Below are 12,084 nucleotides of genomic sequence, written 5' to 3'. Positions count from 1 at the left end.
TAATATTTCAAACTATTTCATGATTTTATACTTGACTTCCTATATAGTTGTCTTTCAAACTGTTCTTATTCTAGCCCATTTTGATAAACACGCAACACATTTTTGTAAAATATTTTCTCGATCTCCTCTTCCGTATAGCCATGATGGCGCAGCGCCTGCGCCAGCTTGCCGATCTGGGAAGCGTCCTCGATTTCCAAATCCGACTGGATGCCGTCGAAATCCGTTCCCAGCCCGATGACGTCGACGCCGGCCAGCGCCTTGATATAGTCGATGTGGGCAACCATGTCTTCGACGCGGCTCTTGTTCGTTCCATCCAGCTTTAAAAAGTCGCCGCAAAAATTCAATCCCATGACACCGCCGCGCCGGGCGAGCGCCAAAATCATGTCGTCACTTAAATTGCGCGCCACCGGACATACCCCGTGGGCGTTGGAATGCGACGCCACGAAGGGCTTGGTCGTATGGCGCACGACATCCCAAAATCCCGCGTCGGATAGATGGGAAACGTCGATCAAAATGCCGAGCCGCTCCATTTCACGCACATACCGGATGCCAAACGCGTTCAAGCCGTGTTTTGTGTCGGCGCGCTGCAAGACGTCGGCCGCCTTGTAGTCGTCAAACGCGTCCATCGAGAAGTTGGGATGGCCGATGGCGTTGGGGTGGTTCCATGTCAGCGCAATCATGCGCACGCCCATGCGGTAATAGTTTCGAAGCATCGCCAGCGAGCCGAAAACGACATCGCCCTCCTCCAAGGTCAGCAGCGCGGAGATTTTGCCTTCGCGCGCGTTTTTTTCAATGTCGGCATATCGAAGAACCGGCGCGACGCGGTCGCGGTTTTCCTCCAGCATCCGGCAATACATGTCGTATAGTTTCATCGTTTCTTTTTCGGGTACGGCTTCCTTTTTTAAATTCGTGAACAAGGCGAAGTTCTGAACCATGCAGCCGCCTTTTTGCAGCTTGCTTAAATCGACGGACAAGGCATTGTTCACGAAGTCGGGCTTTGTTCCGCGCTCTTCTTGCTCCAGCCATTCCAAAACGGTATCGCAATGCATGTCAATGTATTTCATTTCGTTTTCCTCCGCTTCCATCATACCGCGTTTCGCCTCGTTGCGATCGGACAGTTTTGTAAAAAAAAACCCGCGCAGGGCGGGTCGCGAGATTACTCAACCATCGGGTTGGCAAGCTCGTGTTGAATTTCGTCTTTTTCAAAGGCGCTCATCTTCGAATTTTTGAAGTCCGGATCGCCTGGTTTATGCTTGTAAACAATCTTGAGGAAGATCGGGGTGATGACGGTTGTGAACACGACGCAAAGCAAGATCGGCGTCACGAACATTTCCGGCAGGATGCCTAGATTCATTCCCTTGTCGGCCACGATGAGGGCGACCTCGCCACGCGAGATCATACCGCAGCCGATTCGCAGCGACTGGGCCGGGTTGTACCGGCAAAGCAGGGCGCCGCCGCCGCAACCGATGATTTTTGTCAGGACGGCTGCCACGCACAACAAGACGACGAGGCCGACCAGTCCCCAAGTCACCTGGATCGGTTCCAGTTTCAAACCGATGCTGGCGAAGAAGATTGGCGTAATCAGCATGTAGGACAACGTGCCGATTCGCTTCATCACATATTCGCTTTGCGCGGTTCCGGAAATAATGAGACCAGCAACAAAGCTGCCGGTGATGTCGGCAACACCGAAGAACTCTTCGGAGCAGTAAGCCATGATGAGGGCGAACGCGAAGGATACGATCGAATATCGCTGCAAACCATGGTTCGGATCGTGACTGAACCACCATTTGAATACTTTGTGCATAATCACGCCGACAATGATCGAGAAAATGAAGAAGCCTAAGATCTTCAAGAGAACGACTCCGACATTGACACTGCTGTCGGCCATACCTGTTACAAGCGTGAGGCAGACGATACCAAGCACGTCGTCAATGACGGCGGCGGCCAAAATAACGTTGCCGCTTTCTGTGCTCATGCAGTGCATTTCTTTGAGTGTTTCAACGGTAATTCCCACACTGGTTGCCGTGAAGATGACACCAATGAACAGGTTTTCGATCCACGCCTGCGGACCGACGTTGTAAATCATACCGATCAAATAGCCGACCGCCAGAGGGATGAGCACTCCGAACAAGGCAATGATGAATGCCTTAAAGCCCGCTTTTTTCAGATCCGTAATACTTGTTTCCAAACCGGCGGAGAACATCAGGACGATGACACCGATTTCGGATAACGCAGAGATCAAATTGCTTGGCTCAACGATGTTGAGCACAGCTGGACCAAGCACGATTCCCGCGATCAGCGCGCCGACGACGCTTGGCATCCTCAGTTTTTTCGAGAAAATGCCGAATGCTTTCGTAAACAGCAGGATGATCGCGATATCGAGTAAATAACGATAGCTTTCCATATATATCCTCCATATATCGCATGCAACAGGTATATTACACCCGTATTATGGCAAAAAGCTATACTTTTTTCATACCTCTTGACTATAAAATTTGTTTTTCCCTAAGTAAACGTTTTCACCTCCACACTCTTTCCCTTTTTTATTTTTTATTCCGGATAAAAAGTCAAATTATGCAATAGGTAAAGCGTTTTCACAAAAAAGCGGACTTCCGTCCGCCCAGAGTGTTGACGAATTCCTACTTTTTATAAAGTGGGAGTTCGTTTTTCTTTTTTTTGTTTTGGTTTTTATGACTTCGCTCGACTTTGATGCCCAGAAACTAAAAAATTAGAGGTTTCCCTCTACTTCTTTGCCATTTCTTCCCATTTCTTTTCCTGCATTTCTTTTATATCCCACTTTCTTCGGGCCATTTTCATTAGATTATGACACGCAAAAATCATCGTCGCCTGGAATTGATTTTTTCCAAACCACGAACTCTCGTATATCTTAAATTGTGATATTCTTTGTTTTCCGCAAATACTTTTTCGATTGTTTCTTTTCTGTTTTTATAATGACTTTTCCATTGTGCTGTTTTGCGCATCTCTTCGGCACGATCCAAATACTCCTGCCATACATGTCTTTGAATCAATTTCGTATGGTTCTTTGATTGCGTACATTGTTATTCTCTTTTTAGCGCATATATTCGCCAAAAAAGAGAATGGATGAACCACTCTCTCTTTTCTTATTGTATGAGTTTGAATGTCCGCCACGCGTCCAAATAATCCAACAGGATCCACTCCTCTTCTGGCAAACGGGCGACGACGTTTTTCTTCCCGTCGTTAGGCATGTCCCGCAATACGACATGCAGCTCGCCTTTGTAGCGGTCGTACGTCTCGTTCACGATGACGATGTCGCCCCGCTTGAGATCGCGCGTGTTTCGCGGCGGGATCGAAGCGGTCTTGAACGTCCGTCTTGGCGAAGTGCTTCTGGCCGAATACGCGTTGCGGTCGCCCCGCACCTCGTGGGCGTGATGGAACAGGATCTGCTCCTCCACATCGCCCGGGGTGCCTTCCAGCTCGATCCGCAAAGTCAGCACGCCCGGGTCGATTTGCGCCAGGGATTCCAGTTCCGCCTGGGATGGAAAGCAGTTGGCGATGAGCACATCGTCCACCAGACCCGTCGCGAACAAGTGACGCGCCTGCAAGTCGATCGGCAGATCGCGGTGCATTTCCAGCGTGCACAACCCCTCGTTGACGTTCCACGGTCCAAACGCGCCCGGCTGCCGGCTGGAAATAAACGCCGCGACCGGAAGGTTCATTTGACGCATCGCCTGCGACGTGCGCTGAAACGTGTCGAAACTTAAGCCCGAATAGCGCTGCGGATAAAAATTATGGCACGTCAGCAAGTAGTCCACATTCGGCTTGTAGCGCATGATGTTCTCAATCGACGCGTTGTCCATCGACGCGTTCAGCTCGATTTTCAGCCGCTGCGGATTGTACGTCATTTGCGCCTCCCGATGCCCGTCGAACCCTTCGTCCAGCCGGATGCCGTCGGCGTGGATGGCGGCGAAAAACGACAAATCGTCATAGGAAATACCGAGCCGGTCGAACACGTACGGCGCCACATCCAACACGACTTCCATTCCCTTTTCATGCGCGAAGTCGATCAGTTCCTTGAACTCCGCCTCGACTTCCGCTTTCGGCTTGTCGACCGACAGCAGGCATGTGAAGATGCGCTTGAATCCATGGCGTGCGGCCACGTCAATGTATTGTTTGTTTTGGTCCAGAGAGGCGTGCTCCGGATAAATCGAAATACCGAGTCTTCGCATCGGCTTACTCCGCGTCCTTCATCCGGTTGGCGAGCAACACGAACGGCGACCAAATCAAAAACGAGATTCCCAGGTTGAGCAACGAAACCAAACCGGCCATCAGATTTCCGCCCGTTCCTAAAAACGCGTAAATACCAGCCGGCATGACCCAAGGTACTTGCACGTACACAGGCGGAATCAAGCCGCCCGCCGTAAACAAGTAGGCGACCAGCGTGCAAACCGGCGGCACGATAAGCCACGGAATGAAATAGATCGGGTTCAAAACGATTGGAAGGCCGAAAATGACTGGCTCGTTAATGTTGAACAGCCCCATCGGCGCCGACAGCTTCGCCACCTCGCGCACGTCCTTGCGCTTCGAGAACACGAAGATCGCAATTAGCAAGCCGAGCGTGACGCCGGCCCCACCCATTTGCGAATACGCGGCGAACGAGCCTTGCGTCCAAATGTACGGCATGCCGTCGGTCGTGCGGTGCTCCTCGAAATAGGCGAGGTCCTCCAGCAAGGCCGGGGTGTACACGCCCAGCACGAACGGGTCGAGAATGTTGGAGCCATGCAGTCCGAAAAACCACAGCACCTGCACCAGAAACGACACGAGAATGGCGCTGAACATGTTTTGCGACAAGCCCATCAGCGGCGCCTGAAGCCACTTTTGAATGAGCTCGTTTGGATACATGCCGCCCCACGCCACGCAGCACTGCGTCACGATGGCGAACACGTAAATCGCGACGCAGCCCGGAATGATGGCCGCGAACGACTGGCTGACCGCCGGCGGCACGTTTTCCGGCATTTTGATCGTGATGTTGGCGAGCATGAGCTTGACATAAATCATCGAGGACACCAGGCCGACGATCAGCGCCGTGAACAAGCCGGTCGCCCCGGTGTAGGCGCTGCCCAAATAGCCCCATTCCGATACGGAAAGGCTCACGACGCCTTCCTTCGCGATGGCGTCCACGCCAAGGCCTTGCAGCGCGGCGAGCTGGGAAACATCGACTTTGTCCAGCGCGAGATCGAACACCGCGCTCTGGTTCATACACGTGACGACGGCCGAGAACGCGATCACGCCGCCCGCGATCGGATTGACATGATACGCTTTGGCGATTTGATAGCCCAAAGCGAACGCGAACGCCAGCGCCAAAATCGTGATCGAGCCAAAATACACGTTGCCATTGATTTTGATGAGCGGCTCCATCGCCGTGGTCAGCGCGTTGCCCTCTCCCCACCAGGAGTTTGGAAGATCCCGGACAAAGACATTCAGCAGAACAGAGATACTGCCAACCATCGTAATCGGCATAATGGCGATAAAAGCGTCCCGAATCGCCATCAGATGTTTTTGATTTCCCACTTTCGCCGCGGCCGGCATAAAGTGTTCTTCCATCCAAGTTAAAAAACCATGCATAAAAATAAAATCCTTTCTACCCACAATATTTATTGGTTTCTGTCAGGATTAAATCATGAAAGCGCTTTAAATTCCACCGCCGCGCCCGAAAATATTCAATCTACTGTATATTGTATATTCATGTGAAAAGGAAAAAAGGAGAAACAGGATTTTCCTATTCCTCCATCATTCGAGCGAAGTTTTCATCCAGGATCCGCTCGGTTTCCTTTGGCGTCTTTCCTTTGATTGCCGCGATCTTTTCAATCGACCTGCGCAAAGCCTCAACATACTCCACATCCCCGCACGCCCATTCGAGCGCTTCGAGTCCGTCGCTTTCCAGCAACAGCTTTTCCAACGGGATCTTTCTGACGAGATTCGTCACCGTCTCGTCCTTGCCCACTGAAGGCCCCACCGTAAAATACGATGCGATCTTATCATACGCCTCGACGCCCGCCCAATCCGAATACCAGTGCACGATGTACGTGTTCGGGTATTGGCGCAAAATATCCAAAATCGCCTGCTCCTGCCCTTTCGTATGCAAAACGACCGGCTTATGGTGCTGGTACGCGTATTCGATCTGCTTGACGAACACGTCTTTTTGCAGTGTCATATCCGTATCGCACCACACCGAGTCCATTCCGATCTCGCCAATGATCCGCGCCTGCTTGAGCAACGGCTTCATTTCGTTTAAGCGCTCATGGCTTGCCGACCACGGATGCACACCACACGAGCAGCGCAACCCGTTTTCCATCGCGGTTTGCCACTCCTTTACACTTGCCGCGCTGCACAAGGAAGGGATGCCGTACTTTTTTTGCGCGGCGAGGATCTTTGATGAAAAATGAAAATGCGCGTCATGCATGATTTTCCCCTTTCAAAAGGTCGTAGATCTCCTTTTTCAGCCGGCTTTGCGAAAACAGCCAGTCCCGTGATTTCGATTGCTGTCGCAAGTCGATTTCCTTCAGGATCCTGGACGGCTTGTTTGATAAAATCAAAATGCGGTCCGACAAATACAGCGCTTCGTCTATATCGTGCGTCACGAGCAGCGTCGTGCGGTTGTAGCGTGTCCGCAGTGAAAGCAGCCAGTCCTGCATCTCGTTGCGGGTAATGACGTCGAGCGCGCCAAACGGCTCGTCCAGCAGCAGGATGTCGGCTTCGCAAAGCGAGGTCCGCAAAAACGCCGCCCGCTGCCGCATGCCTCCGGAAAGCGCGGAAGGATACGCCCCCTCGTAGCCTTCCAAACCAAACGTCTTGAAATCCGCCTGCGCTTTTTGGCGGATCGAGCGATCATGATGGATGAGGCCATACAGCGACACGTTGTCAAGGATCGTCTTCCATTCCAGCAGCAAGTCGTTTTGCGGCATGTACGCGAAATGCCGGCTCACCCCGAAAACCGGCTCGCCATCGACTTCCACGCATCCGTCATAATCGGGCAGCACGCCGGCCAGAATATTCAGGATCGTCGATTTTCCACAACCCGACGGTCCCAGGATCGACACAAATTCCCGCTCCCGCACTTCAAACGAAAGGTTGTCCAAAATCAGCGCGCCATCGAAAGCGAGGCGCAAATGGTCCACACGCAGCTTCATTGCACGAACGCGTTCGTATACTGATCACGGGCTTCGATTTTATGATCAATCAGACCACATTCGTACATGAAGTCGGTGTAGTTGTTCCATACCGAATCTTTCATCAAGCCCCAGCTTTTCGCGTCACGGGCGTATTCGGCGCTCAAATACTGCTGCGAGGCTTCCAGAAAAGAAAGGTCCGTATCCGGCAGCGCGTCCTCGTGCAGGATCTTTGCCGCCTCCTGCGGATGCTCGATGGCGTACTCGTATCCCTTTTTGGTGGCCGCCATAAACTTTTTCACCATTTCCGGGTCGTTTTCGAGAGTCTCGTCGTTGGCGATGATGACCGGCGTGTAGTAATCAAGCCGCTCGTCAAGCTCGGATAGCGGAATGTACTTCACCTTGTATCCGGCCTGCTGCGCCTGAATGACGGCCCAGCCGTAAAACTCCCAGCCTAAATTGACTTTGTTCGGCCCTGTCGTATCGGACAAGCCCGCGATGCCCGATCCATCCGCGCCCACGATCGTCAGCTTGTCGAAATCGGCGCCCGCCTCGTTCATCACCGCGTGAATGACGGCTTCCTCGCTTGGCGCGCCCCAACCCGCGTATGTCTTTCCTTCAAAGTCTTTTACCGAGTCGATGCCCATGCTCTCAAGCGCCACGAACCCCGACGTGTTGTGCTGCACGATTGCCGCGATCGTCTTGATCGGCAGCGGATCCTCGCTCGTCAAGGCGTATGTGACATCCTCCTGATAGGAAACGCCAAAGTCGGCTTTCCCGGCCGCGACCATCGAAGTCGTCGCGTTGTCGCCCGGCTCGATGATTTCCACGTCCAATCCTTCCGCTTCGTAGTACCCATTGTGTTGGGCGACATAAAAGCCGGTATGGTTCGTGTTGGGCGTATAGTCGAGCATAAGCGTGACGCTCGTCGTATCGGAAGCCTGCGCATCCGGATTTTCGCTTCCGCAACCGGTCAGTACCAGTGACAGCGCCGCCGCCACGCCTAGTTTTTGAATCCACGATTTCTTTTTTCCTTTGTTTTTCATTTTCTTGCTCCTTTTCTTAAATACGGAAAACACAATTTCTCCAGCATCGAAACGCCCAAATTGAGCAGCACGCTCCAAAACACGACCATGAGCACACAAGCGAACACCTTATCGAGCATATAGCCGTTTTTCACGCGCAGCATATAATATCCGAGGCCCGCGCTGCTTGAAAGCCACTCGCCGACGATCGCGCCACCCACGCAATATGTGGCCGCCACTTTCAATCCCGAAAACAGACCGGTCGCCCCTGCCGGGATCTTGACAAGCGTGTACACCTGGAATACGTTGGCTCCCAAACTTTTCACCAGGTCGATTTGTTTAGGGTCGACTTTCTGGAGCGCGTCCGTCAGCGAGACGGCAATCGGGAAAAAACACATGAACACGACGATCAGGATCTTCGGCAGCAAATCAAAGCCGAACCAAATTGAAAACAGCGGTCCAAGCACCATGACCGGAACGGTCTGCGTCACGATCAAATACGGATACAAGCTTGACCGGAACGTTTTCGACAAGTCCATGCCGATGGAAATCAGGATCGCGAACACCGCGCTGATGCCCAGTCCGATCAGCGCCTCCTCCAGCGTGACAAGCGAATGGCGCATCAGGATGTTTACGTTATCGACCACCGCGGCAATGATTTTCGATGGAGCCGGCAAAATATACAGTGAAATGTCGAACGCCCGCACGTAAAGCTCCCAGCCTCCAATCACAAGCCCGAACAATAGCAGCGGCAACACGATTTTCTGACTTTTTTTCTTCATAACCCTCCCTTTTCAAGACGAAAAAACAGGCACCCGAAAGAGCGCCTGTCCACTACGTGATCCATATGACTCCCTCCGCCGGTATTAACCGGATCAGGTTCAAAGAGACCGTGCCTTCGCACATCTCAGCTTTTTCAGCGCCCCTGTCATGTTTTTTCTATTTTTCGTTTTCACTATACCACAAAAAGACTTCGTCACAAACCCTTTTTTCCGCCCGCCACAAATCGTGCGGCATGTCCACGCCCCGGTAATGCTTTGTCCAGTGGTCGACGATGTCCATCCCGTTTCGTTTCGCTACGTTTTGACTGTTTCGATTCGTGTCGCGGATGATCGAATACACCGCGTTTTGATTGAGTACGTCGAACACGTACGCTTTGCACGCCTTCGCCGCCTCGATGGCGTATCCATGCTTCCAGTGTTTCCTTTTGAACAAGTACCCGATTTCCAGCACGGTTTCGCCGTTCCAGTTTTGCTCGGTCGCCCCGCACTGGCCGAGCATCTCGCCCGTTTGCTTGTCGACGACCGCCCACAATCCGAGCGTGTGGCTCGATTCTCTATATCGTTTTTGCTGGCGGGAAAGCCAGTCCCGCACTTCCTTTTCGGAAAACGCGCCTTCGTAGGCCGTCATGACTTTTTCGTCCTGCAAGATCTCCTTCAAATCGTCCAGATCGGCTTCCGTCATCTCGCGCAGGAAAAGCCGCGCCGTTTCAAGAACGGGTTTCGATTCGTTTTTGCGCATGGTCCCTCCGGGCGCAGTACAAGTAGTGCGGTTTTTTTACGCCCCGGTACAAATCCGTCTTGCGGTCGACCACTTCCATGCCAAGGCGCACGGAAATGATTTGGGAATACTCGTTGATGTCGCGAATGATCGAATACACTTCGCTTTGGCCAAGGGTGTTGAACGCGAAGTCGCGGCACGCTTTGGCCGCCTCCGTCCCGTAGCCCTGATTCCAGAAACCCACATCCAAAATGTATACGAGATCAAGAACCGTCTTTCCTTTCCATTCGTGCGGCACCAGGCCGCATTGTCCGATAAACCGGTCGTTTTCTTTCAAGTGCAGAGCCCAAAGCCCGTAGCCTAGCGAAGCGTAGCGGGCTTGCTGGCGGGAAAGCCATTCTTCGCATTCCTTGTCGTCGCGCACCCCGCCATAAGACTCCATGACCGTTTCGTTTTGAATCAGCGCCTTTAAGGACGCCAAATCGTCTGGCGTCAGCTCCCTCAAATAAAGCCGTTCCGTTTGTATGACCATATTTACTCCTTTTATCAAAAAAGCTCCGGATGGAGCCTTCTATCACATTTGAATCGAATACTTCACTTCATATTGATGCAGAAGATCCGAATACTCGTTTTCGATTTCTTCCTGGTATCGGCGCAGGAACCGATGCAAATTAAATTCCTTTTCATCCATCTTGATGATGTCCAGCGCCAGACTCGCGCAATGATCCGCGATATGGAGCATGTCGTTGAGCAAATCATACAGCGCCAGGCCTTGCTGCGTGTGGCACTCGCCCGAGCGCAGCCGCAAAACGTGCCGCTTCTTGATTTCGTTGCAGTTCATCGCCACTAGCTCCTTAAGCGGGAACACCCGCTTGATTTCCTTCGCGTCGTTTTCGATGAAGCCGCGCACCGTGATCTCGACCATTTCCTCAATCGCCGTGCCGACCACGGTCAGCTCGTCGGTCGCCACTAGGGAAAACGTCAGCTTCGCCTCGGCCATCGCCTTGGCCGTGTCGGCGATATCCAGCGCGTAGTCGCTCAGCTTTTCAAAATCGCTGATTGCCTGCAGCGCCTTGTTGATGATCTGCCCCTGCTCCTCGCTGACGCCCGCGCCCGTCAGCTTGATTAAATAAGAGCCAAGCTTGTCCTCGTACTTGTTGAGCGTCTGCTCCAGCTCGCCCACCTTGCGGTATCCATCCGGCGAGAAGTCTTCCAGCAGACGCAGCGCGCGATCGACGTTTTTCCGCGCTTTTTTCGCCATACCGTTCATCACGATCATGCTTTGTTCGTACGCCACGTCCGGATTGGACAAAAAGCGGTCTTCAAGCAAATCGAACTCCGCTGTCGACTCCTGATCCGCCTGTGTATCCGGCAGCAGCCTGAAAATCAGCTTTTCCAGTCCGCCGCAAACCGGAAGCATGAGCGTCATCGTCACCGCCCGGTACACCGTGTTCGTAATGGCGATCGCGAACGGATCCATCGTCATGTGCGCGAACTGGAAATGCAAAATGGCGTTGGCTCCATAAAAGCCCGCAAACCCCAAAATCATGCCGCCCACGGCAATGAGCAAATATAAAAACGAAGTCCGCTGGCCGTTTTTGTTCGCGCCAATCGCCGCCAGCAGCACTGGCGCGCTGGCGCCCACACCAATGCCAAGCACCATCGGAAACGCCGCGCCAAAGCCAATCGCGCCGGTTGTCGAAAGCGCCTGCAGCACGCCGACCGCCGCCGAAGCCGACTGGAGCAGCGCCGCGAACGCGATCCCAAACAGCGTTCCAAGCAAAGGATTGGTCAAGGTCGTCATGATTTGAATGAACGCCGGATTACTTCGCAAAGGCGATACCGCCGCCGACATCGTGGACATGCCCGTCATCAGCACGGCAAAACCGAGCATGATCGTGCCCAAATGCGTATATACGTCTTTCTTTCCAAACATCTTCAGCAAAATTCCGACAATCGCGACGACCGCGGTAATCGTGGCCGAGGACAAAAACGAGGCGATGCCGCCCGCGCTGTCCAAATACGAAAGACAAATGATCCAGCCCGTGATGCTCGTTCCGATGTTGGCGCCCAAAATGACGCCAATCGCCTGCGACACCTTCATCATGCCGGAATTCACAAATCCAACGACCATCACGCTGGCCGCCGAAGAAGACTGAATGACCGCGGTCACCGCGGTTCCGAGCAGAAACCCTTTGAGCGGCGAGTTTGTCAGCTTGTATAAAATCAGTTCCAGCTTGTTACCGGCCACTTTTTTCAGTCCGTCCCCCATTGAGGACATTCCATACAAAAACAACGCCACGCCGCATAAAAGATTCAAAGCCATCAAAATGTTCTCACTCATATTCTCTTTCTCCCTGGTATATATGAATTAGCCCATTTAACTGAGCCATTCTATATACCTTTTCCTT

Annotated in this window: 11 protein-coding genes, 1 pseudogene and 1 riboswitch; all 12 genes and pseudogenes read right to left on the bottom strand. The window is 52.7% G+C overall.

The features are described 5' to 3' along the window. Nucleotides 1-65: 65 nt before the first annotated feature. On the bottom strand, nucleotides 66-1,088 hold the full coding sequence (locus E5336_RS11755; protein WP_338400925.1) for a dipeptidase: 1,023 nt from the start codon (nucleotides 1,086-1,088) through the stop codon (nucleotides 66-68). A gap of 68 nt (nucleotides 1,089-1,156) precedes the next feature. Continuing rightward, nucleotides 1,157-2,404: a cation:proton antiporter gene (locus E5336_RS11750; protein ID WP_135981293.1), complete on the bottom strand. Its 1,248-nt coding sequence runs from the start codon at nucleotides 2,402-2,404 to the stop codon at nucleotides 1,157-1,159. A gap of 433 nt (nucleotides 2,405-2,837) precedes the next feature. Next, nucleotides 2,838-3,047: pseudogene (locus E5336_RS11745) on the bottom strand (transposase); the annotation flags it as partial. A gap of 75 nt (nucleotides 3,048-3,122) precedes the next feature. Next, a complete protein-coding gene (locus tag E5336_RS11740; RefSeq protein ID WP_135981291.1) occupies nucleotides 3,123-4,208 on the bottom strand; it encodes a DUF871 domain-containing protein in 1,086 nt (361 codons plus the stop codon). Between the two features lie 4 nt (nucleotides 4,209-4,212). Continuing rightward, nucleotides 4,213-5,583 (bottom strand): PTS sugar transporter subunit IIC, encoded by a 1,371-nt coding sequence (locus tag E5336_RS11735; RefSeq protein WP_277820866.1) that lies wholly within the window; start codon nucleotides 5,581-5,583, stop codon nucleotides 4,213-4,215. A gap of 175 nt (nucleotides 5,584-5,758) precedes the next feature. Further along, nucleotides 5,759-6,442, bottom strand: a complete 684-nt coding sequence (locus E5336_RS11730; RefSeq protein ID WP_135981289.1) for a TatD family hydrolase — start codon at nucleotides 6,440-6,442, stop codon at nucleotides 5,759-5,761. After that, the gene (locus tag E5336_RS11725) at nucleotides 6,435-7,169 is read right to left on the bottom strand and encodes an ABC transporter ATP-binding protein (RefSeq protein ID WP_135981288.1); all 735 of its coding nucleotides are present in this window, start codon (nucleotides 7,167-7,169) and stop codon (nucleotides 6,435-6,437) included. Before E5336_RS11725 ends, E5336_RS11730 begins: the two co-directional genes overlap by 8 nt. Beyond that, on the bottom strand, nucleotides 7,166-8,194 hold the full coding sequence (locus E5336_RS11720) for an ABC transporter substrate-binding protein (protein ID WP_168353665.1): 1,029 nt from the start codon (nucleotides 8,192-8,194) through the stop codon (nucleotides 7,166-7,168). Before E5336_RS11720 ends, E5336_RS11725 begins: the two co-directional genes overlap by 4 nt. Continuing rightward, nucleotides 8,191-8,955: an ABC transporter permease gene (locus tag E5336_RS11715; RefSeq protein ID WP_135981287.1), complete on the bottom strand. Its 765-nt coding sequence runs from the start codon at nucleotides 8,953-8,955 to the stop codon at nucleotides 8,191-8,193. The genes E5336_RS11720 and E5336_RS11715 overlap by 4 nt, the downstream gene beginning before the upstream one ends. A gap of 53 nt (nucleotides 8,956-9,008) precedes the next feature. Continuing rightward, a riboswitch (TPP riboswitch) is annotated at nucleotides 9,009-9,110 on the bottom strand. Nucleotides 9,111-9,112: 2 nt separating this feature from the next. After that, the gene (locus E5336_RS11710) at nucleotides 9,113-9,694 is read right to left on the bottom strand and encodes a GNAT family N-acetyltransferase (RefSeq protein ID WP_135981286.1); all 582 of its coding nucleotides are present in this window, start codon (nucleotides 9,692-9,694) and stop codon (nucleotides 9,113-9,115) included. After that, entirely contained in the window at nucleotides 9,663-10,205 is a 543-nt protein-coding gene (locus tag E5336_RS11705) for a GNAT family N-acetyltransferase (RefSeq protein ID WP_135981285.1), read from the bottom strand. The genes E5336_RS11710 and E5336_RS11705 overlap by 32 nt, the downstream gene beginning before the upstream one ends. A gap of 42 nt (nucleotides 10,206-10,247) precedes the next feature. Next, nucleotides 10,248-12,017, bottom strand: coding sequence for a Na/Pi cotransporter family protein (locus tag E5336_RS11700; RefSeq protein WP_135981284.1), 1,770 nt, complete (start codon nucleotides 12,015-12,017; stop codon nucleotides 10,248-10,250). Nucleotides 12,018-12,084: the final 67 nt, after the last annotated feature.

Origin of the sequence: Dubosiella muris, assembly GCF_004793885.1 — a bacterium.
GTDB classification, from domain to species: domain Bacteria; phylum Bacillota_I; class Bacilli_A; order Erysipelotrichales; family Erysipelotrichaceae; genus Dubosiella; species Dubosiella muris.
Note: the sequence above shows the minus strand (reverse complement) of the source record. Positions and strands in the feature narration are given on the sequence as shown.